The organism is Vibrio sp. A1-b2, assembly GCF_021726015.1.
GTDB classification, from domain to species: domain Bacteria; phylum Pseudomonadota; class Gammaproteobacteria; order Enterobacterales; family Vibrionaceae; genus Vibrio; species Vibrio diazotrophicus.
On record NZ_JAKKCI010000002.1, the window covers coordinates 234,729 to 257,692 of the forward strand.

Consider the following 22,964-nt stretch of genomic DNA (forward strand, 5'->3'; position numbering starts at 1 on the left):
TGTATAAACAGACCTTTTTAGCAATCGCTTCTGGAATCAAGCTTGCGCCATCATTTCCACGGGTACTCTTGGATATTTCTGCTCATAGAGTTCCATAAAGTCTTTTCTTATCAACTGCTCCAAATAGGTAGCGCGTTCTGTTGGACAGAAAATTTTGATATGTACGACTTGCTCACCTGCCGCAGTACTGGTGATTTCCACATGCGGATCAGCACCAGGCAAGTCAACGCCCGCATGTTTCTCGATAACAGCGTTATAGCGTCTTGCAACATCCATAAAGTGAGCAAAGTGAACCTCGATACGTTCATGTATTTGCGGAATCAAAGGGAAAAGATTGACGAACTCTGGCACCACAATGGTGATGTCATGAAACACATAGCGTTTCATAAAGTTCAAGTTCTTTACCGGATAAAGAAAGAACATACTGTTTGGTAACGTCGCCGTTTTACCTGTGTAATGATAATGGGATTTTTGCAACGCTATCTCTTGAATAACCGTTGCCATCATATTGTGTTCAATCACTTCGCCACTGATTGAACCCACTTCAATCCAATCTCCAATGCGGAATGAGCGAGAGCTCGCGCGTTGAATAGAACCTGTAAAACACAGGATGATTTCTTTTGATGCGACAACGATAGCAACAGCAATAGCCGTTACAGAGAGTGCAAACTCACTGATCTCTGATTGCCAAAGCATGAACAACAGAAGCACGATAATGGTAAATGCGCCGTTTTTCGTACGCGACATCCATTTACGTTGTTTCTCTGTAATAAATGCAACATCACCACGGATGTATGAAAGAACTACTCGGCGCACCAGCCATACAACAACCAAAATTAGCGTGGATAACAACATTTTGTGCGCGAATAGAAAATCTACCACCGCATTAAATTTTTCCATAATTCTTCCTACTGCAAACAACCGATCAACTTACTGAAATACCTATGACGACTAAGTTCTGTCGGTATTGATATAAAAAAAGCGTTGGCAAACACATCATTGCCAACGCTCAACTAAGTATAACCGACCGAAATTGTTGATAAAGCAGTTTATTGTTTATAATGCCGTGCAGTTTTCTCAGCTAAGGTCACGATCACACTAACCGCCTGTTCCATCCCCTCAATAGTTATAAACTCATGGATGCCGTGGAAGTTATAACCACCCGTGAAGATGTTCGGGCAAGGTAGCCCCATAAAAGAAAGACGGGCTCCATCTGTACCACCGCGAATCGGTTTAATCAGAGGTTCAACACCGCAATGTTCCATCGAGATTTTTGCCAACTCGATAATATGCGGGTGTGGTTCAACCATCTCTTTCATGTTGGCGTAGCTATCATGAATCACCAGTTCAACGCTGCCTTTTAATAGCTGTTTGTTCAGTTCATCCACTTTTTGTTGCATGAAAGCTTTGCGAGCAGCTAAACCCTCTCGTTCAAAGTCACGAAGGATGTAGTTCAGTTGAGATTTGGCGATACCCATTGATGCAGAAGACAGATGGTAAAAACCTTCATATCCTTCGGTATTCTGTGGGGTTTCTTGTTCTGGCATCATAACTACGAAGCGTGAGGCAATATGCATGGCATTCACCATTTTGCCTTTAGCAGTGCCAGGGTGGACACTCACACCATGACATGTCACTTCTGCGGTTGCTGCATGAAAGTTCTCGTATTCCAGCTCACCGACAGGACCACCATCAATGGTATAGGCCCACTCGGCACCAAATTTTTCCACATCAAAATGGTTCGCACCACGACCAATTTCTTCATCCGGCGTAAAAGCAATACAGATATCACCATGGGGAATAGATGGATCAGCAAGCAGCATTTCGACTGCCGTTATAATTTCAGCAATACCCGCCTTATTGTCTGCACCTAAAAGCGTGTTGCCATCGGTAGTGATCAGATTTTTACCATGCAGTTGATGCAGTTCTGGATACTGAATAGGAGAAAGGACTTCATCGCCTTTGCCCAAAGCAATATCTCCACCTTGGTAGTTTTCTACAATCTGTGGAACCACATGTTTACCCGATGCATCTGGCGCTGTGTCCATGTGAGCAATAAAACCAATAGCCGGTACTGGGTAATCGACGTTTGATTTAAGCTTTGCCATCACATAACTATGGTTGTCGATGGAGACCTCACTTAAACCTAGCTCAAGCAATTCTTCATAAAGTGCTTGGGCAAACACTTTCTGCCCCGCAGAACTTGGGCAGTGATGGTTCTTGGGTTTTGATTGGGTATCGTAAGTAACATAACTTAAAAAACGTTGAATAAGATTTTCCATAACAAGTTCCGCTTTGAATTCATTAGTCAGCAACAGAAAGCTCTATGCTGCAACGCGTATCCCAGCATTAAGTGATACGCAGCTTATTGCATTCCATAGTACGTCTTATTTGAAAGTAAGAATTGCTGTAAATCAGTTTTTGGTAACTTAAGCGGTACAGGCGCGAAGATAAGCCCAGACAGGGAAATTGATGGAGTACGGAGGAAAGGATGTTGACCATAATAGGCGTGTCATAAATAAATGTTCTGTTTCATTCACTACATCTAGTTGGAATTAACATCACAAACCACTAAAAAGGTTAAAAGAAAATCATTCACAACTTTGCTGTTTAAGTTTTGTGCAGCTAAGTTTATCCATGTCTCCTTTATTTTCCCCCCTAGAAAATATTTAATGCTGACAACGTCAAACTTCTTACGAGGTTTCATAAAAAAACATTAAGGCTCAAAAAATAAAAATCCCCAGTATGCTCAACTGGGGATTTTTTTGGTCGCCGTAAGTCAATAAAAGTTTAGTTACTGCTCATATCTAGCGAATTGCTTCCAGCAGACAAAGAAACCGTTGTAACCAAAGTAGAAGGCTGCGGAATAGTCAGTTGATCATACTGAATCGGGTCATCCGCACTACCATTGCAAACAAACGCGGCGGTGTAATCGCCTGTTGGCAAATAGCCAAACTTGTATGTGCCGTCAACATCACTTACGTTCGCAGTCGCAAACGGTTTGAGTGCATCACTAGGTAAGGCAGTGCCTTCTGTGTAGTCGATATCTGTCGGGTCAACTAAATCAACCAAGGTTCCTTCAGTACCTTGATATAAGTAAACAAATGCATTATCCGCTGTCGTAGGACACCCTTCGATGTTTGCGTACAAGCTAGAGTTTACCGTAACCGTCAGGTTTGCCGCTTCTTTGTCATTTAGAATAGTTACGCCGTGAGGCTTAAGAATGTAGCCTTTGTTCGAACCGGTATTGCCACGCATAACCAGCGATTGGCGTAAATCAAACTCGATGGTAAAAGCTTGAGTTTTATCTGCCGTAACCTCAAATCCACCAAGTTTCAATTTGTTACTCGGCTGCTTAAGATCTTGAGTACCATCCGCGTCAACCACAAAGTTAACGTCCGATTCGTTACTGATATGAAGAATCAGATTCTTGTAGGTACCTACTGGAATCGGCTTTTGGGTAATGACTAAAGCCGAATCTTGTCCCTGATAGTCCAACAGATCTATCTGTTCATAATCATGACTTGGTGTTGAAGGCTCGACTTCCAAGAAAATGGATTGACCATCACTTTTCACCAATTCAACTTGCGTAAAGCCTATGGTGACAGAACTGGCTTCATCTACCGGAGCATCTGAAACTGAAAACGAAACATTAGACGTTTGTGTTGAGCCCGAATCATCGCCTCCGCAACCTGAGAGTATCAGAGCAGGAGCCGTTAAGAGCAATATTGGCAAGACTTTCATTTCCACTACCTTATATATTCTTATGAACTATGGTTTAGAAACGAAAGACTAAATTAGTAAAATATGTTGAATGTCAGAAAAATTTCAACCGCATGAATCCTGACATAACGCTGGCAGAAACCAAGCATACATTTAACTGAGTGGATGCATGATGACTGGGTACTTTTTCATGTTAAGTAAGTTACCCCCCTATTAAACTACTGCTAGCTTAAATAGTTTTGCCGCATCCAGTCTGAATGCGGCATTTTTTTATCTTTATTTTTTGGAGGGGTAGTCAGTTTTTGATTACTGCTTGCAAAGCATATAGCTAGATAGAGGAGCCGCTTCGACTACAACTTTCGTACCAGTACTGGAGAACACTTGTTCGCTTAACAAATCCCGTAGTGCGTGATTCCAGTTAAGCTCTACTGTCTGTGGCCTTGCAGATTTATTGATAATAACAATTCCTTTCTCGCCACGACTGAACACCAGTAAGTCATCACTGGCTTCAATCATCACCATAGGCAGCCCGTGCATCCGGTTGTGGAACTCAATTTGAGCGATGATTTTTGGATCGTTCCATGCGTTGACCCAACGAGGCTGACCCGATTTGTTTTTGATGCGGCTGGTATCCAGATCGGTGTAAATCAACGGCACACCGCCATCACGCCCCAAAATATAGCTATACGCCAAGCTTTCTAAAGCTTCATCCATTACTAAGTTCTTGAATACATCATTGTTTGGGATGTCATGGGTCACAGTAAAGGTAATGGCTCGTTCCTTAGAAAGCGCTTCACCAAAACAGTAAGGATCTATGAGTGTTTTCAAACTGCCCGATTTTTGTAGTGCGTTGAACACGGTCTGAAATAAAGGGAAATCGTAAGCACCGAGTTGGGTTTCGGCTAAATACGGCTCTAAGAACAACTTATATTCTTCTTTGGTTGCACCGCCATCGGTAATAATTTCACCGAAAATATGCACATCTCTGGTGATCTCATCACTCCAGACTTTTTTCAGATGCTCAATAGACATGTGCTTTGCTGCATCAATTCTGAATCCTTTCACACCCAATGTTTTCAGTGCTTTAAGATAGGTCTGCTGCATTTCGATCACATGCGGACAGTCTCTTAGAGTTGGTAGCCCTTGATCATGCGGCCCCCCCGTAATCCGCCCATTTTGAACTTGCCATTTGTCTTTCCAGTCTTTGATACCGAAGGCTTCAACAAAGTCTTCTTCTTTGAACAGAGGTTTAGACAAATCACCAAACAACACTTGTTTTTGATAATAGCGAGAAGATTTTTGATAGTGCTTCATATCCTCTTCACTCGGGTATTGAAGATCGAGGCGTTTTTTCGATTCATTGGCCATGTGGTTGAATACCACATCGGCGTAGACGTGTACCCCAAAAGCTTTCAAGGCATTGGTCATATCTTTAAATGCTTGGGTATCACCGAGTTGATTATCGATGACTCTGTAATCTTGAGGTTGGTAACGCTGCCACCACTCTGTGCCGTGGTCGCTTTTCGCGGATTTCATTGGAGGGGAAATCAATACGGCTTTATACCCAGCTTCGAATATTGCTGAAGCTCGTTCAGCTACGAGGGCATAAGGCCAGTCAAATGCGTGCAAAATAACGTCAGTTGGCTGATGAAGACTCATTGTAAATACTCCTTGTTACTCTACAAGCCGAATGAAAACTAAAAATGAATGCGCGGCTTGCTAGGGCTAACAGCCCTGATATATAACCGAGTATAAAATATTCAACCTATTTGAAATCCACCTCTTAATGCTAAATAACGGTGGAGAATGAAGGCGTAGATTGACATATTTAAGCTGGGTTGGGTTATCCTTAACCTCATCACAGTATAGACGCCTATACTTAACTAGGCTGTGCAACGTTGTTTTCATTTACGAGACATCAGGATTTGATGTCATTAATAAGTGATCATTTTGCTCACTATGGAGGATTATATGCGGTCCCTAAGAATCGATATCGTCTCTGATGTAGTCTGCCCTTGGTGCATTATTGGATATAAGCGCCTGCAAGCGGCTTTGAAACTGGTATCGAATGAGATTCAGGCAGAAATACACTGGCATCCATTCGAGCTCAACCCAACCATGCCTGAAGGTGGAGAAAACCTTCGCGATCATCTCGCTCGCAAATATGGTACGACCAAAGAAGCGAGCATTGAAGCCAGAAATACTCTGACTCAATTAGGCGCCGAAGTGGGATTCCATTTCAATTTCTATGAAGAGATGCGAATCTACAACACGCGAAAAGCCCATCAGCTATTAATGTGGGCTAATCAACATCACAAACAAAATGAGCTCGAGCTTGCATTGTTCGAAGCGTATTTCCGTCATGAAAAGAAAATTGATGACGAGAATGTACTAATACAAATCGCCGTTGATGCTGGGCTAAATGAAGCAGAATGCCTAGAAGTATTACATGATGATTCATGGGCAAAAGCGGTCGCGAATACTGAACAACAATGGCTTCAGGCTGGTATCCATGCCGTCCCCGCCATTATTATCGATCAGAAACATCTCGTCTCCGGCGCTCAATCCACAGAGCGACTGGTTGAACTATTAAAAAGCATCTCGAATAACATGGCATCAATTCATTAATTAATATGACTCGGAATAAATATAGAAAAGGCCTTCACTGAAGGCCTTTATGTATTGTTTCATCCACTTACGCAGTTACTTTCTTAACGCATTCAATTTGGCCTGAGCCAGACCGTATATGCTGTCCACCGGGTAGCTACCATCTTCTGTCGCGATACCGACTTTTTTACCCGTGAAAATTTCTATCGCTTCAGAAACATGGCTTATCGCCCAGATATTGAATTCGCCTTTTTCTACGGCTCTGACAATATCAGGTCTTAACATCAAGTTGTGCTTGTTAGCCTGAGGAATGATCACCCCTTGAGAATGACTTCTCCCCTTGATGCAACACACATCAAAGAAGCCCTCAATTTTCTCGTTCACTCCACCGATAGGTTGAGATTCACCAAACTGGTTCATAGAGCCAGTAATCGCAATATCTTGTCGATTTGGCTGCTTGGAAAACGCCGAAACGATCGCACAGAACTCCGCCATACTTGCACTGTCACCATCAACACCGCCGTAAGACTGCTCAAACGTGATGGTGGTGGTTAGCGGTACACGCGCCGTACGTCCAAACACCGAGTTGAGATAAGCAGAAAGAATCATCACGCCTTTTGAGTGAATACTTCCCCCTAGATCAACGCTGCGTTCAATATCAATGATGTCACCCTCACCGTAAGACGTTGTCGCTGTGATACGGTTTGGCGCGCCAAACATATGATCTTTCGTAGCCAGAACAGATAAAGCATTCACCTGCCCCACCGCTGAGCCTTCGGTCTGAATAAGTGTTGTGCCGTTGGAGAAAGTTTCCATCACACTTTCTTGCAATCGATTGACGCGCATTTGCTGATTACTCAGAGCCTCTTCTACATGACTTTGGCGAATCATGTTCGAGTTCGCCTGCTTCGCGACGTAGTTTGATTCACGCAGTAAGTTAGCAATATGAGCCGAATGAAGAGAAAGTTTTGACTGATCGCCTGCCATCCTCGAACTGTGTTCAATAATTCTCGCGATGGCCTTACGGTCACAATGTAATAAGCTGCTGTCGTGCACAATGCTGGAAATGAAACGCGCATAGTGAAGCTCTGTATCATCAGTACGCTTCATCTCATCTTCAAAATCAGCCGTAACACGGAACAACTCGCTAAACTCTGGATCATAGTGAGCAAGCAATTCATAAGTGCGGTAATCACCAAACAGAATGATTTTGACATCCAGCGGAATAGGTTCAGGATCCAGAGAGACGGTACCCGTTAGCGTCACTTCTTTTTCCAACGAAGTGAAACTGATTTGACGCGAGCGCAGCGCACGTTTCAGACCATCCCAAACGTAGGGTTGTTCCAATACCTTCACCGCATCCATCATCAATACGCCACCATTTGCCTTATGCAAACTACCCGCACGAATCAATGAGAAATCGGTAAACACTGTGCCTTTATAAGTTGCGGTTTCCACATAACCAAACAGAGAGTGATAGTTCGGGTTTTCCTCAACCACAATAGGGAAATCGTCAGAACAACGGCTCACCAGCACATTCACTTTATAGCGACGTGGCAGTTTCTTATCTAACGCTGCCGTTGCAATATCACCCTGCTCTCCTGCGCCTTCTAAAAAGATATCTACGTTTTCCAGAATGTCTTTTTGCAGGTCGGTCAGGTAGCTTTTGATCTCCGCATACTGCGAATAATCTTGTTTTAATTGCTTAATGAAATGAGCAACAACATCAAGCGTCACGTCATCATTAAGCTTTTTAATTTTTTCCGTGTACGACTCTTCCCACTCAGTTAAGTGACGTACCATATTACGTAACGCAACTTCGAGTTCATCAATCGTCTGGCTAAAATGTTCTTGCTCTTTTTTGGTTAGCGCATCGAAAGATTCTTCGGTGTGCAGTTCTTCACCATTCAAAGCTACAAACTGATATTCACCTTGGTTGGTAATGGTTAGGCTGATGCCTTTTTCTTTGGCGTCTTTCGTGATGTTTTCCAGTTCGCTTTGCTGCTTTTGATCGAGCTGATTTTTCAGCTTTTCAGCACGACCAATGTATAGCTCATTATCAAAAGCTAACGGCATACCGTTCATTAGCTTGGTCATTAGCTTTTCAATGTCTTGGCGAAACGCGCTGCCAACACCACGTGGCAGCTTTAATACTCTTGGAGTACGGATATCATCGAAATTTGCGACATAACACCAGTCATACAGGTTATCTGTCTCATATTTATGGCGACTGAGATAACGCATGATCATAGTACGTTTGCCTAAACCATTTCGGCCAATCGCGTAGATGTTGTAGCCCTTCTCTTTGATCGACATAGCAAACTCTACCGCTTTTTGCGCACGTTCTTGACCAACGATTTCGTCAAGTGGGGGAAGTTCTTTGGTGGATTTGCAAGGCAATTGTTCTAGCTTTGCTACGTGGTAAAGCTGTTCTGCGTTCAGTTGTTGAATAGCCATAGCTCCACTCCTTTGATTTTATATTCTTCTTTTGTATATCAAGTTTAGCCGTAAAGCTTTGACTTTTTAGTGATTTCGCCCGTCTTAACATGCAAGCGGACAAATATTAAGCAAAATTACCAATTCTTATCATTGATAATCATTTGCATTTGAGATTTTATTGCATTTAAATAAGTACAAACGAGCGAATGAGAACAAGTGATGAACTTAAAACAGTGCTGGGCACACTACGCAAAAGCAGAAGAACTTTTAAAAGCTGGTCATTGGCCTCAAGCCCACTATTTGCTTGAAGATGTCCTGCATAACCTTCCCAATCATCTTGAGAATACAGCAAGAGATCCTGCTGCCAAGCCGTGCCAGCTTGTTTGTCTGATTTCAGGATTACACGATGCAGCTATCCATCAGGCTGAGATTCTAAATAATATGGGTCAACAGAAACGGGCTTTTGACGCACTCAATCAGGCTTATGGATTACTTCAATTTATGTCCATTGAAAGAAGCGAGCTGATTTCGGCAGTCGCGTCTGTTCTCGATAAACACAGCACCAACTTATTGATGCATTTAAGTGCGTTTTGTCTCGCGCAAAGGGACGCAAACTGGCAATTGGAATATCAGGATATTGAAAAAGCTCACCAGTACTTTACTCAGCTAAAGCTCTCTTACGGCCTATGTTTAGAAACACCGACACTTAACTAAACTGAGTTGATTAGAAGTAATGAGAGATGGCTAAGTAACGAGTACGGATATGTTCTATCAGCAAACGGACTTTATTCGGTGGCTGGCGTGTAAACGGGTAGACCGCGTAAATACCAAGCTTCTTGCCCACCTGCTCTGGGAAAATATCCACCAATTCGCCGTTTCGGAAATCATGATAAACCAAGCATCTCGGCACATAAGCAATACCGTGACCTCCAAGTGCAGCTTTACGCAGAGCGGTCGCATTATCTGTTGAAAAAGTGCCAGAGACTTTAACGATATAGTTACCTTTGCTGCCCTTAAACTCCCAGTCACTCGCCCCAGTGGTCTGATACGCGTATTGCAGGCAATTATGATTGACCAAATCTTCAGGTTTAAGTGGTTTACCGTTGCGCGCGATGTAAGAAGGGGAAGCACACACTACCCATTGCGAATCCAATATATGACGCGCAATCAGACTGGAATCGTCCAGATAACCGGTACGGATAACCAAGTCATAGCCCCCTTCCACCAAGTCCACAAAGCGATTATCGAGTGACATATCTACCGTTAGTCCCGGATGCATATTGCAGAATTCCGCTACTGCATCGGCGAGAATCAGATCGCCGGAAATAGAAGGTACAGACATCTTAATGTGTCCACTGATGTTCTCGCCAAATCCTGCAACGGCATCCATCGCTTCCTGAGTGGCTTGCTTCACATTTTTCGCACTCGACATCAAAGCCTTACCCGCTTCAGTCAAAGTTAATTTACGCGTTGTTCGATATAATAACTGCACACTCAGCTCTTCTTCCAAACGCGCAATTCTTTTGCTAACTACTGAATTTGTCAGGTTATTTTGTTCAGCCACTTTACTAAAACTGCCAAATTCAACCACTTGGGAAAACAAGATTAAATCGTCTGCACGCATCAAATTATGTCACTTTGGGAAATAATGATTTTCATTATTTCCCTATATTAAGAAAAAGGAAAGCGCTAAATTCACATTTAATTAACACGATAATTACAATAACTCCCGTTAGGAGAAGCAATGCGTATCTACCCTGCAAAACCACAAAAAGTGTATTTCTACGCCACGTGTCTGGTGGATCTGTTTGACCCTCAAGCAGGGCTAGATGCGATAACCCTTCTTGAACAGCAAGGGCTTGAAGTTATCTTCGTTGAAAAACAAACCTGTTGCGGACAGCCCGCTTACACCTCGGGCTATGACGACCAAGCCAAGAAAGTGGCATTAAGCCAAATCGCGCTGTTTCCTAAACCTTATCCAGTGATTGTGTTATCGGGTTCGTGTGGCGGCATGATGCACCATCATTACCGACGCTTATTCAAAGAGGATTCCCAGCAAGATCAGGTTAACGAATTCTGTGACAGAGTGTTCGAACTGACTGAATTCTTAGTCAATGTCTGCCGTGTCAAGCTGACGGATACTGGCGAACCCACTTCCGTGGTCATGCATACCTCCTGTGCTGCACGTCGGGAAATGAATGTCCATGTTACGGCCACAGAATTGCTGAATCAGCTTGAGAGTGTAGAGCTTCGCATGCAGGACTACGAGAGTGAATGTTGTGGATTCGGCGGTACCTTTTCTGTCCGTCACCCCAATATTTCTCAAGCCATGGTTGAAGATAAAACCCATCACATTACTCAAACCAACGCAGAGACGTTAGTCAGTGCCGATTGGGGATGTCTGCTCAATATCAATGGCGCTTTGCAATACCAAGGCAAAGCACTGCAAGGCCGCCACCTAGCAAGTTTCTTATTAGAGCGCACCAAAGGAGCACAATCATGAGTCAGACTCCTCAACAGTTTCATATTCAGGCAAAAGTTGCTTTGGAAGATCCTCAACTACGCGCCAATTTCCGTGGTGCCATGGACTACCTGAGAGATAAGCGTAGAACGGCATTTTCGGATGCAAAAGAAGAGAAAGCGATTCGTGATTTAGCGGAATCTATCCGACAACGCTGCCTGAGTAAGTTGCCAACATTACTGGAACAACTTGAACAAAAATGCTCCCAAAACGGTATTTATGTCCATTGGGCTGAAAACCCAGAACAAGCCAATGGCATTATCGCCGAAATTGCGCAGCGCCATCAGGCGAGAATGATCATCAAAGGTAAGTCGATGGTCAGCGAAGAGATCGAGATGAACCATGAAATGGCAAAACTCGGTATTGAATGTTTAGAAAGTGATATGGGGGAATACATTGTCCAGCTTGATGGAGATAAACCTTCGCATATCATCATGCCGGCGATTCATAAAAATAAGCAGGAAGTGAGTGATACCTTCGAGAAAAATCTTGATGGCTTTACCCCAACTCTCGATGTTGATGAACTGATTCAAACGGGGCGCACCCGTCTTCGTCAGAAATTTCACGATGCTGATATTGGTCTCTCAGGGGTTAATTTCGCCGTTGCTGAAACGGGCACTCTTTGCTTGGTTGAAAACGAAGGAAATGGCCGGATGTCGACCACGATTCCTAAGGTTCATATTGCCATCACAGGCATAGAAAAGGTGGTTGAATACCTTGCCGATGTCCCGCCGCTATACAGTGCTTTAACTCGCTCGGCAACGGGCCAGGCTATCACCACCTATTTCAATATGATCACTTCGCCGCGCAAAAAAGGCGAGAAAGACGGTCCGAGAGAAGTGCATTTGGTCTTACTTGATAATGGTCGCAGTCAGGCTTATCAAGACGAGGAAATGCGTAAGACGCTGCAATGCATCCGCTGCGGTGCTTGTATGAACCACTGTCCGGTTTACACCAAAATTGGCGGGCACGCTTATGGAACCGTTTATCCGGGTCCGATTGGCAAAATCATTTCACCTCATCTCTTGGGTTTAGACGCGACAAAAGATTTGGTTACCGCATCAAGCTTATGCGGCGCGTGCGGTGAAGTTTGCCCAGTACGAATTCCAATTCCTGAACTGTTACAACGCCTGCGCAGAGAAGCAAAGCATGATGCGAAGTCAGGTAACACGGTTATGGAAGGACAGAAAGCCGCGCACAGCAATCTAGAAAGTATGGCGATGACAAGCTTTGCCTTTGCAGCAACGCACCCTACTTTTTACCACTCTGCAACAAGGCTTACCACCAAGATGCAAGCGCTTATCCCAAACAAGCTTGGCGCGTGGACACAATGTCGAACCACACCAAAACCTGCGAGTAAAACCTTGCATCAGTTGCTCAAAGAGAAGCAAACCTTGGCAGACGACCACTCAGAAAACAAAAGTAGTGAGGACAAATCATGAGTACGGCACGCGATAACATTCTAAAACGACTCAAAAACGCCAATGCTATACCAGTCCAAAAAACAGAAATAGCTTTCGAACCATGGGGTTTCGATAAGAGTAAAAATGAGCAGGAAAAAATGGCGCGATTTTACCTAGCGCTCACCGCAAGCCATGCTCAGGTTATTCAACTAGAGAGTTCAGATATTGGTACGACTCTAGAAACGCTCTGCTCAGAAAAAGGATGGCACCGAGCCGCCATTGGCACTGAAGGTGAATGGATTAACGACTTCAGACAAGGCTTAAAAGCGTTAGATATTATTGAATATCAGAATGACATCGAAAATTGGAAAAGTGCGCTGTTCCATGAAGTGGATGTGGGGGTCACGCATGTATTAGCAGGCATTGCTGACACTGGCGCTCTGGTCTTATGGCCAAGTGTGCATGAACCAAGAACATTATCACTGGTACCGCCCTGCCATATTGCAGTGATGCGCGCATCTACGTTACACAATCACTTTCTCGAAGTGATGACTGAACAAAACTGGTCAGCAAACATGCCGACCAACGCACTTTTGATATCGGGACCTTCCAAAACGGCTGACATTCAACAAACCTTAGCTTATGGCGCACATGGACCAAGCGAACTTATCGTCCTCATTGTTAATGATAAATAGACGAAAGATAAATAATAGATGAACGGTAAGTCATCGCGTAAATGGCAACGAGATAACTAAAATGGAAATCAAGACTCGCTATCAACAACTGATAGATGTTCTGAAAACTGAAATTGACGAAGAACGCATTATCACTCAGGAAGCCCAAAGACTCGCTTACGGTACAGACGCCAGCTTTTATCGGCTTATTCCACAGGTAGTGCTGCGTCTTAATAGCCTTGAAGAGGTGGTATTCACCATTAAGAGCTGTGAGAAATTAGCTTTACCTTTTACCTTCCGAGCGGCAGGTACGAGCTTGTCTGGTCAAGCCGTGTCAGACTCAGTACTGATTACCTTAACCGATGACTGGCGTAAGCATCAGATCTTAGAACAAGGCGAAAAAATCCGTTTGCAACCGGGAGTGATTGGCGCCGATGCCAACAAATATCTCGCGCCTTTCCAACGCAAAATAGGCCCAGATCCAGCGTCTATAAACACCTGCAAAATTGGCGGTATTGCTGCGAATAATGCTAGCGGCATGTGCTGCGGCACCGCGCAAAATTCTTATCAAACTGTCGATAATATGAAGGTGGTGTTTGCAGATGGTCTGGTGTTGGACACCAGTGACTCAAACAGTGTAGAAGCCTTTAAACAACAAAGAAGCGATCTTGTTTCTGGACTAGAAACGTTAAGAAAGGAGACGCTGACGAACAAAGAACTGAGCGCTCGAATCAAGCACAAATATCGCTTAAAAAACACAACCGGCTACGCCCTCAACGCACTGGTCGATTACGATGACCCGATTGATATCCTGAAACACCTATTTATTGGCTCTGAAGGTACACTCGGCTTTATCGCCGAAATTACCTATAACACTGTGGTCGAACACAGCTATAAAGCCTCAGCATTGCTGGTATTTGAAAATATCGAGCAAGCAAGCCAAGCCGTAACCACCTTAAAACATTCACCCGTTGCTGCGGTTGAAATGATGGATGGCAGAGCCATGCGTTCTGTCGCCGACAAAGCGGGTATGCCCGATTTCATCAAGTCTCTCGATTTAGAAGCGGCGGCTTTGCTTATTGAATCTCACGCAAGTCACCATAAAGCATTACAGCACCAATGCGGTGAAGTGATGGAGTCACTGAAAAACTTCAATATCATCGAATCGGTTCCTTTCACTTCCGACGCTAATACTGTCTCAACTCTTTGGGGAATTCGTAAAGGCATGTTCCCTGCGGTCGGAGCGGTAAGAGAAGTGGGAACCACCGTTATTATCGAAGACGTCGCCTTCCCGATTGAAAATCTTGCCAACGGTATTCGTGACCTACAAAAGCTATTTGATAAATACCACTATCAAGAAGCGATCATTTTCGGCCATGCGCTGGAAGGCAACCTGCATTTTGTCTTTACTCAGGGATTTGAACAACAACAGGAAATCGAGCGATACGGAGCCTTTATGGATGACGTCGCAGATTTGGTTGCGGTGAAATATCAAGGTTCATTAAAAGCGGAACACGGTACGGGGCGAAATATGGCTCCGTATGTTGAACTCGAATGGGGTAAAGAAGGCTACGCATTGATGCAAAAAATCAAAGCCTTATTTGATCCAAACGGATTGTTGAATCCTGGGGTAATCATCAACAGCAACCCCAAAGCGCACTTAGATAACTTGAAACTGATGCCAGCGGCAGATGAACTTGTAGATCGCTGTATTGAATGTGGATTCTGCGAACCTGTTTGCCCTTCTCGAACGCTGACGTTGTCACCACGTCAACGTATCGTTCTCTACCGTGAGCTTCAACGTCGACGCAAAAACGGAGAACAGGCATCAGCTGAAGAACTAAATAAAGTGTTCGAATACCAAGGTCTAGATACTTGTGCGGCGACCGGACTGTGCGCCGACCGGTGTCCCGTCGGAATCAATACAGGCGATCTTGTAAAAAAACTGCGCAGTGCAAAATACGAAAAGTTCACACCAATAGCACGTTGGACAGCAGACCATTTTTCCGCGACAACTGCGATGACACGGTCTGCTTTAAAAATGAATAAGCTCGCTTCTGGAATCCTTGGTGAAACATCGGTCAAGCGTATTGTCGAAGGTACCCGAAAACTGACTCATGGGAAAACGCCTGTTTGGCTTGCAGAAATGCCGCAAGCAAACCGATATCCGCTTGAGAAAGCGGCCAGTGACCTTCCGCAACGTGACAAGAAAGTGGTTTATCTTCCATCATGTGCCAGCCGTAGCATGGGGCAACAAACCGATGCTAAAGATCAGCGCCCATTAACGGAAGTTACTCTTTCCATTCTCAATAAAGCCGGATACGAGGTAATTCTCCCTGAAGATATTAATCAACAGTGCTGCGGGATGCCTTACGACAGTAAAGGTATGAGCGATATTGCTTATGATAAAGCTCATCAACTAGAAGAAGTACTATGGAAAGCCAGTCAGTTTGGTCGCTACCCAGTGTTAATGGATACTAGCCCATGTGCTAAACGCAGTATTGAGCGGTTCACAAAACCGCTAAAAATTTACGAGCCTTCTGGGTTTGTAAGCCAATACTTGCTGGAACACCTCAGCATCACGCCTAAGCAAGAAACCGTGATGCTGCATGTGACTTGTAGTTCGCGACGAATGGGGCTTACTAATGAGATGGCGAATCTCGCCAAAACCTGTGTAAGCAATGTTGTAATACCGGAACATATTGAATGCTGTGGTTGGGCGGGAGACAAAGGTTTTACCACCCCCGAACTCAATGCAGCAGCGGTTCATCCACTCAAAGAGCAAGTTCCTGAAGATTGCACAAGAGGATTCAGCAATAGCCGAACCTGTGAAATTGGCTTATCACATCACAGCGGAATCACCTATCAGTCGATTCTATATCTTGTTGATGAGGTCTCTAGGCCCATTTTATAGAAACGAATGTGTAGAACCTAACGAATAGAAACGAAGCTAACTCTTTATTAGAGGCTAATTATTTAGAAGCTAACCATTTATTTGGTTAGCTTCTCTTTCAATGATGCTCCGCGAGCTTTGAAGCAATAAATTTTCCATTTGCAGACACACGTGTATCTTGCCCCACTTTCAAATACGCTTTTAAGAAATAGATACCTCGCTTCACCGTCAACAGCTCGCCAACAACCTTGACTTGATCACCGACTTTTATCGGGCTGTGATAGCGCACATCTAACTGAGCAGTTAACGCGGTGATTTGCTGGCTAAGCAAACAGTGCGTCATTGCTGCATCAAGCAACGAACTCGCTATTCCTCCATGCAATAAACCGAAGTAGCCCTGATGCCGCGGTAATACCGCAAAATCACTCTGAACGGTATGGTCCTCTTCCACCTTGAACTCAGCACCCAATGAGTAGTAGTTGTTTTCTTCTTTACCACACACCGCGCACATGACATGTGATTTATGGAAATGCTTCATATCAATACGTTCCTAACCTTTTACAATGTAAATGATAAGTAGCATATGCCATTTATGCGCATCGAAGTTTTCGGTAATCATTGTTTACTGCAAAAATTTTTGGCATCAGCTTCAATCAATCGGCTAAAACGTGACCCAATAACTTTACAGAGCCACAAAAGTTACATAATTATGGTCTAAACTTACTTTGTTTTCGTTTGAGTGTGCGTGCTTTCACTTAATTTGAAATATTCGCTAGTTTATTACGGGTACTTGCGTTATTATGCGCGCGTCCAATCGATTCACGCTCGATAGGTTGTGCGAAGGAAACCTTCCGGTACTAGCGTTTAGCCAGTTATATGTAGAAGCATTTTGTTCAAACGTCACCTAAGTAATAAGCGCCTTCTTTTGGCTAAATAGATTAATTTTTTAAGATTTGGAGACATCATGTCTAACACTACTGGTACCGTTAAATGGTTTAACGAAACTAAAGGTTTTGGTTTCATCGCTCAAGATAACGGCGGCGCAGACGTATTCGTACACTTCCGTGCAATCACTGCAGAAGGTTTCAAAACTCTGAAAGAAGGCCAAAAGGTTTCTTTCACTGTTGAAAACGGCCAAAAAGGCCCACAAGCTGCTAACGTAACTGTTATCTAAGCTTGATTACAATCTTCGGATTGACGTGAAAAGGTCGCTATATGCGGCCTTTTGTGTTTTTGTTGTCTCCTAATTTCGCTACACATTAGAGGAACCCAATGCGTACTTTTGTTCTTAGAGCACGTTCAGCCCCAACCGATAGCCAAAAACTGCAAGCTGAAGTGGGTGGCAAAGCCCACGCTGAAATTCTTGCACACGGTATTATGAACGCGATTTTCACCGCTCAGTCGCACCGTGAAGATGCTGTTATTCACCTCGTGCTGGAAAGTACCCAAGATTACTCGCGTACCATCACTATTGATGCGAACACCATCAGCGATGTTGGCGGTTTCCACGAATCGGCGTTAATTGCTCTGTTGGTCAAAGCATTGGATAAATCTCTCGGAATGACCAAAGAACAAATTCGCGAAGTGCAACCTGGTCTAACGGTGCAGACAATCAGTTTCGAAGCCTTGGTCACTAAGCTGGCTGATACTCACTCTATGTATATGATGGATAAGAAAGGCGAATCCATTCGTACCATCGACATTGGTCCAAACCCTTGCTTCCTTCTGACTGATCATATTCCAATGCCAAAGAAAACCGGTAATTCACTGAAACGGTTAGGCGTTGAGAAACTCAGCTTAGGTCCAAAAATGCTATTTGCTTCCCAATGTATTACGCTTATTCACAACGAACTGGATATGCGTGAATAAAGGTAAACCATGACGCACTCTGACAGTGAAGAAATGCTTACTGGCCGTTGCCACTGCGGGAATGTCACATTAACCATTCCCTACCCTTCAAAAACAGCCACAGAATGTAACTGTTCCATTTGCTCACGTTACGCTTCCATTTGGGGATATTTCAAACAGTCGCAAGTCACTCTCACGGTAAAAGAGAGCGGCGTGGAAAGCTACAGTTGGGGAGATAAAGAGATTCTCTTCTACCATTGCAAAAACTGTGGTTGCATTACTCATTATTCATCAGCGAGCAAATCTGACAATGATCGGCTCGCTGTTAACTACCGCATGTTTAAGCCAGCTCTGCTAAACAGTATCAAAATTCGACATTTTGATGGCGCTGACAGCTGGACCTACCTTGACTAAAAATGTATTTCAGACGGTCTGATGTCATTCGATGTCAGACCAGTAGCACAAATTTAGTGAGGCACATCCCGTTTTAACACGACATCCTATTTGGTGATTGCATTCCTAATGTGACATGAGTATAAATTGAGCAAATAATAATCATAAGCCCTACAACAATAATAAGTACGCGACGTCTTTTAACTACAAATCTCGTCAAACGCTAGGTGTACATTTTTGAATTATTTTTAGGGTGCTCAACACAATGCGTATTAATCAACCTGTTACACAAAAAGAAGTTCTTTACCCTCCTCATTACAACTTACTCTCTATTACTCAACCCAATAGTCATATCACTTATGCTAGCGAAGAGTTTTGTGAAGTTGCCGGATACAGCCTAGAAGAGATGGTAGGTCAACCTCATAACTTGGTTCGCCATCCGGACATGCCAGAAGCGGCATTTCAGGACATGTGGTCACATTTAAAAAACGGCCAATCTTGGATGGGATTGGTTAAAAACCGAACCAAATCCGGTGATCACTACTGGGTTGATGCTTTTGCTTCGCCAATTATTGAAAATGGTAAGACTGTCGAATACCAATCCGTCCGCCTGTCACCTAATCGCGAGCATGTTGAGAATGCGGAAAAGGTGTACTCACAAATCCGTGCTAACAAAACGCCCTGGCAGCTCAAGTTACCTAGAACGCGCTTATGGCAGCGTATGACCGTAGGATTTCTTGGCGCCGCACTCATTGCAGCCGCAGTAGATCATTTCTTGACTGGTGCTGGTGTCCCAATGATGCTGCTACTGAGTATCGTGGCCAGCTACAGCTTAACTCGTCGTTTAGAAAGAGTAACGGAAACAGCACGTAAAGTGTTTGATAACCCATTAATGGAACTTGTTTACAACAAGCGAGTGGATGACATTTCAGAAATTCAGCTTGCGCTGAAAATGCGTCAATCTGAATTAAACGCGGTAGTCGGTCGAATTCAGGACTCGAATTTGCAATTGGTTGAAGCGGCAAAAGCATCATCCGTAAACTGCAACCACACTGCTGACAACTTAGATGGTCAAGCGCGCGAAACTGAACAAGTGGCTACCGCTATTACCGAAATGAACTCGACAGCCAACGAAATTGCAAATAACGCGCAAGCGGCTTCCGCCGCCGCAAACAGCGCCCAGACAGCTGCGAGTGAAGGCATGGATTCTGTCGAAGATACTGTGGGTTCGATTATTCAGTTAGCCAAGCAGCTAGATTCTGCTACCACTGTTATCGAAAAACTCTCTGCCCAAAGCGCAACCATCGGACAGGTTATAGAAGTCATTCAGAGTGTTTCGGATCAAACCAATCTCCTTGCGCTAAACGCTGCAATTGAAGCAGCACGAGCAGGAGAGCAAGGTCGCGGCTTTGCCGTAGTTGCTGATGAAGTCCGCAAACTGGCGCAACGCAGTTCAGAATCCAGCAGTGAAATACAAAATATTGTTCAAACTATTCAGAGCAGCACACGTGAAGCGGTGGAAGCGATCAGTCAAGGTAACTCGCTTTCACAAAGTTGTGTGAACAGTGCAAATGAATCTGGTGACAAACTTAAAGCTCTGCTGGCGCAGATGGCCGATATTGCTCAAAGAAACGAACATATAGCGACAGCAGTAGATGAAATGGCACGCGTAACAGAAAGCATGAACGTAAGTGTTCAGTCTATCAGCGACGGTTCAGCCGCTACTTTATTGCTAGCAAATGACACCCATGAGCAGTGTAAGGCACTGGTTTCTAACCTAGCTTCACAAGGTGTACTTGTTAAACAGTTCCGCCGTTTATAAGACATGAACTCTTTTCAAAGCGTCTCATTTGAGGCGCTTTTTCTTTATCTGACCTATTAGTTGGCTTTTCAAGGTACCAATAGCGGCTACATTGGCTCATAATAAACGTCATTAACATTCTCAAAACAACTAAGATCATAATTCACTAATGAATCCTCCATCATTATCTAATCAGCTATTTCAAATGACTTGGCCGATGCTTTTTGGCGTCATGTCACTAATGAGCTTTCAGTTAGTCGATAGTGCATTTATCGGTCAACTTGGTGTTTTGCCGCTTGCTACGCAAGGTTTCACTATGCCTTTGCAAATGGTGATTATCGGCGTTCAAGTCGGCCTAGGCATTGCTACAACAGCTGTAATCTCCAAGGCTTTAGGGGCTGAAAAGACACGATACGCCAAACAGCTAGGCGGTTTAGTGTTGGCAATGGGTAGCGGCTGCGTTGCTATCTTCGGCTTAATCATTTACTTACTTCGATACCCTATCCTTTCATTGCTTGATGCTCCTGAAACCATCTATTCGATTATTGATGTCTATTGGATTTGGTGGGCTATCAGCGCGTGGACAGGCGCAGTTCTGTATTTTCTTTACAGTATCTGTCGTGCCAACGGAAATACTATGCTGCCGGGCACTATGATGATGGTGACAAGCGTATTAAACCTTGTGTTGGACCCACTGTTTATCTTTGTGTTCGATCTCGGCATTAATGGCGCTGCGATCGCAACCATTCTGGCATTTGGCATCGGTGTGGCCGTTGTTTTACCAAAAGTTTATAACAAGCACTGGATGAGCTACGAATGGCATGATCTGGATATTGTCGCTAGCGTGAAATCTATCGGGCATATCATGGGGCCAGCAATGCTGAGCCAACTATTACCACCACTTTCCTCTATGCTGGCAACTAAACTGTTAGCAAGCTTTGGCGCGACAGCGGTTGCTGCGTGGGCGCTGGGTTCACGTTTTGAATTTTTTGCTATCGTTGCGGTGTTGGCGTTGACTATGTCAATGCCACCGATGATCGGCAGAATGTTAGGCGCAGGAAAGCTCGCGGATATCAGAAAGCTGGTGAATATCGCCATTCGCTTTATTTTGATTTCCCAACTTGCTATTGCGCTGATTACTATCGTGCTATCCACTCCTCTGGCATCGCTGATGACCAGCGAAGCGAGTGTCGAAACTATCTTGAACTGGCACTTAATGATTGTGCCGTTAAGCTTAGGTTCGTTAGGGGTTTGTATGCTGATGGTGTCAGTGTCTAACGCTCTGGGTAAGTCTTACATCGCTTTAACGATTTCAGCATTAAGGCTGTTTATCTTCTTCCTGCCTTGCTTATGGATAGGTTCTGAGTTCGGCGGATTACAAGGTCTGTTTATCGGCGCTTTTATCGGTAACTTATTGGCTGGCAGCACCGCTTGGTGGGTATATCAAAGAACTTTGAAACAGATAGAACAGAACTATACGCTTCAAACTTCCTGATCAAAAAAGGCTCTCAATTGAGAGCCTTTTCTTCATCTATGCACTTATGCTTTAGCCTTTACGACGTTTTTCTACCGCATCAGCAAGTTGACGCAATACAGTCTCGGTATCATTCCAACCAATACATGCATCTGTAATCGACTGGCCGTAAGTCGGCGCTTGACCATCGACTAAGTCTTGGCGACCTTCAACAAGATGTGACTCAATCATCACACCGAAAATTGCGTGTTCGCCACCAGCGATTTGTGCACTCACATCTTCGCTTACAACCATTTGACGTTGGTATTGTTTAGAACTGTTGGCGTGGCTGAAGTCAATCATCACTTTTTGACGCAGACCAGACGCTTCCAGCTGGTTCTTGATGTCACTAACATGTTCAGCGCTGTAGTTTGGCTCTTTACCACCGCGAAGAATGATGTGGCAATCAGGGTTACCTGCTGTTTCAACAATCGCTGAATGACCAAATTTAGTGACTGATAGGAAGTGGTGTGATGACTCAGCTGAGCGAATCGCATCAGAAGCAATTTTGATGTTGCCATCAGTACCGTTTTTAAAACCAACCGGACATGAAATACCAGAAGCCAGTTCACGGTGTACTTGTGATTCAGTCGTACGAGCACCGATAGCGCCCCAGCTAATTAAATCAGCTACGTATTGCGGAGTGATCATATCTAAGAATTCACTCGCAGTCGGCATACCCATGTCTGTCAAATCAAGCAATAGCTTACGACCCATGCGTAAACCGTCATTAATCTTGTAAGTATCGTTAAGGTATGGGTCGTTGATCAGACCTTTCCAACCCACTGTTGTACGCGGTTTTTCAAAATAAACACGCATCACAACTTCAAGTTGACCACTTAACTCATCACGCAGTTTCTTCAAACGCTTACCGTACTCGATCGCCGCTTCTGTATCGTGGATAGAACATGGGCCAACAATAACGAGTAGTCTGTCATCTTCGTCATTCAAAATGTTGTGGATTGCTTGGCGCGCTTGAAACGTTGTTGAAGAAGCAACATCAGTCGCTGGAAATTTTTCTAATACTGCAACTGGGGGTAATAATTCTTTAATTCGTTTAATATTTACATCGTCGGTTTGATACATCGCTTACTTCTTCCTATTTTGCTTTGCTGCTGGTGCTATTGAACGGTGAATAGCAAATCCTTT

Annotated in this window: 19 protein-coding genes; 11 read left to right on the plus strand and 8 right to left on the minus strand. The window is 44.1% G+C overall.

From position 1 onward, the window contains the following. Positions 1 to 36: 36 nt before the first annotated feature. The 4 genes from L3V23_RS05885 to L3V23_RS05900 all read right to left on the minus strand — a co-directional run bounded on the left by L3V23_RS05885 (position 37) and on the right by L3V23_RS05900 (position 5,382). Complete coding sequence (locus L3V23_RS05885) at positions 37 to 900, minus strand: mechanosensitive ion channel family protein (protein ID WP_042481135.1); 864 nt, start codon at positions 898 to 900, stop codon at positions 37 to 39. Between the two features lie 149 nt (positions 901 to 1,049). Continuing rightward, positions 1,050 to 2,282 carry a peptidase T gene (gene pepT, locus L3V23_RS05890; RefSeq protein WP_042481586.1) on the minus strand — a complete coding sequence of 411 codons (1,233 nt, stop codon included), beginning with the start codon at positions 2,280 to 2,282 and terminating at the stop codon, positions 1,050 to 1,052. Between the two features lie 508 nt (positions 2,283 to 2,790). Beyond that, a complete protein-coding gene (locus tag L3V23_RS05895; RefSeq protein ID WP_102965819.1) occupies positions 2,791 to 3,744 on the minus strand; it encodes a DUF4382 domain-containing protein in 954 nt (317 codons plus the stop codon). A gap of 285 nt (positions 3,745 to 4,029) precedes the next feature. Then, positions 4,030 to 5,382 carry an alpha-amylase family protein gene (locus tag L3V23_RS05900; protein ID WP_102965818.1) on the minus strand — a complete coding sequence of 451 codons (1,353 nt, stop codon included), beginning with the start codon at positions 5,380 to 5,382 and terminating at the stop codon, positions 4,030 to 4,032. Between the two features lie 312 nt (positions 5,383 to 5,694). On the opposite strand from L3V23_RS05900, the gene L3V23_RS05905 reads away from it, so the two are divergent. Beyond that, on the plus strand, positions 5,695 to 6,351 hold the full coding sequence (locus L3V23_RS05905; RefSeq protein ID WP_042481146.1) for a DsbA family oxidoreductase: 657 nt from the start codon (positions 5,695 to 5,697) through the stop codon (positions 6,349 to 6,351). Positions 6,352 to 6,426: 75 nt separating this feature from the next. Here the strand turns inward: L3V23_RS05905 and L3V23_RS05910 are convergent, their stop codons facing one another. Further along, the gene (locus L3V23_RS05910) at positions 6,427 to 8,787 is read right to left on the minus strand and encodes an ATP-binding protein (RefSeq protein WP_042481149.1); all 2,361 of its coding nucleotides are present in this window, start codon (positions 8,785 to 8,787) and stop codon (positions 6,427 to 6,429) included. A gap of 201 nt (positions 8,788 to 8,988) precedes the next feature. Here L3V23_RS05910 and L3V23_RS05915 point away from each other — a divergent pair, with 201 nt between their 5' ends. Further along, entirely contained in the window at positions 8,989 to 9,483 is a 495-nt protein-coding gene (locus L3V23_RS05915; protein WP_102965817.1) for a hypothetical protein, read from the plus strand. Positions 9,484 to 9,493: 10 nt separating this feature from the next. Here L3V23_RS05915 and L3V23_RS05920 read toward each other — a convergent pair whose 3' ends face one another. Then, entirely contained in the window at positions 9,494 to 10,393 is a 900-nt protein-coding gene (locus tag L3V23_RS05920) for a LysR family transcriptional regulator (RefSeq protein WP_042481155.1), read from the minus strand. A gap of 120 nt (positions 10,394 to 10,513) precedes the next feature. Here L3V23_RS05920 and L3V23_RS05925 point away from each other — a divergent pair, with 120 nt between their 5' ends. The 4 genes from L3V23_RS05925 to L3V23_RS05940 all read left to right on the plus strand — a co-directional run bounded on the left by L3V23_RS05925 (position 10,514) and on the right by L3V23_RS05940 (position 16,281). Beyond that, the gene (locus L3V23_RS05925; RefSeq protein WP_237292031.1) at positions 10,514 to 11,272 is read left to right on the plus strand and encodes a (Fe-S)-binding protein; all 759 of its coding nucleotides are present in this window, start codon (positions 10,514 to 10,516) and stop codon (positions 11,270 to 11,272) included. After that, complete coding sequence (locus L3V23_RS05930) at positions 11,269 to 12,732, plus strand: LutB/LldF family L-lactate oxidation iron-sulfur protein (RefSeq protein ID WP_102965815.1); 1,464 nt, start codon at positions 11,269 to 11,271, stop codon at positions 12,730 to 12,732. The genes L3V23_RS05925 and L3V23_RS05930 overlap by 4 nt, the downstream gene beginning before the upstream one ends. Continuing rightward, positions 12,729 to 13,388, plus strand: a complete 660-nt coding sequence (locus tag L3V23_RS05935) for a lactate utilization protein (protein WP_102965814.1) — start codon at positions 12,729 to 12,731, stop codon at positions 13,386 to 13,388. The genes L3V23_RS05930 and L3V23_RS05935 overlap by 4 nt, the downstream gene beginning before the upstream one ends. 61 nt (positions 13,389 to 13,449) lie before the next feature. Further along, positions 13,450 to 16,281, plus strand: coding sequence for an FAD-binding and (Fe-S)-binding domain-containing protein (locus tag L3V23_RS05940; protein WP_102965813.1), 2,832 nt, complete (start codon positions 13,450 to 13,452; stop codon positions 16,279 to 16,281). Positions 16,282 to 16,378: 97 nt separating this feature from the next. On the opposite strand, the gene L3V23_RS05945 is transcribed toward L3V23_RS05940, so the two are convergent. Further along, a complete protein-coding gene (locus tag L3V23_RS05945; protein ID WP_042481171.1) occupies positions 16,379 to 16,798 on the minus strand; it encodes a PaaI family thioesterase in 420 nt (139 codons plus the stop codon). A 426-nt stretch (positions 16,799 to 17,224) separates the two neighbouring features. Here L3V23_RS05945 and L3V23_RS05950 point away from each other — a divergent pair, with 426 nt between their 5' ends. From L3V23_RS05950 to L3V23_RS05970, 5 genes are all read left to right on the plus strand, one after another. After that, complete coding sequence (locus tag L3V23_RS05950) at positions 17,225 to 17,434, plus strand: cold-shock protein (RefSeq protein ID WP_042481174.1); 210 nt, start codon at positions 17,225 to 17,227, stop codon at positions 17,432 to 17,434. 98 nt (positions 17,435 to 17,532) lie between these two features. After that, on the plus strand, positions 17,533 to 18,129 hold the full coding sequence (gene trmY / locus L3V23_RS05955; protein ID WP_171136841.1) for a tRNA (pseudouridine(54)-N(1))-methyltransferase TrmY: 597 nt from the start codon (positions 17,533 to 17,535) through the stop codon (positions 18,127 to 18,129). Positions 18,130 to 18,138: 9 nt separating this feature from the next. After that, on the plus strand, positions 18,139 to 18,522 hold the full coding sequence (locus tag L3V23_RS05960; protein ID WP_042481179.1) for an aldehyde-activating protein: 384 nt from the start codon (positions 18,139 to 18,141) through the stop codon (positions 18,520 to 18,522). A 244-nt stretch (positions 18,523 to 18,766) separates the two neighbouring features. Continuing rightward, positions 18,767 to 20,323: a PAS domain-containing methyl-accepting chemotaxis protein gene (locus L3V23_RS05965; protein WP_237292032.1), complete on the plus strand. Its 1,557-nt coding sequence runs from the start codon at positions 18,767 to 18,769 to the stop codon at positions 20,321 to 20,323. Positions 20,324 to 20,471: 148 nt separating this feature from the next. Further along, positions 20,472 to 21,797, plus strand: coding sequence for an MATE family efflux transporter (locus L3V23_RS05970; protein ID WP_237292033.1), 1,326 nt, complete (start codon positions 20,472 to 20,474; stop codon positions 21,795 to 21,797). 51 nt (positions 21,798 to 21,848) lie between these two features. On the opposite strand, the gene aroG is transcribed toward L3V23_RS05970, so the two are convergent. Further along, the gene (gene aroG / locus L3V23_RS05975) at positions 21,849 to 22,901 is read right to left on the minus strand and encodes a 3-deoxy-7-phosphoheptulonate synthase AroG (protein ID WP_042481189.1); all 1,053 of its coding nucleotides are present in this window, start codon (positions 22,899 to 22,901) and stop codon (positions 21,849 to 21,851) included. Positions 22,902 to 22,964 lie beyond the last annotated feature (63 nt).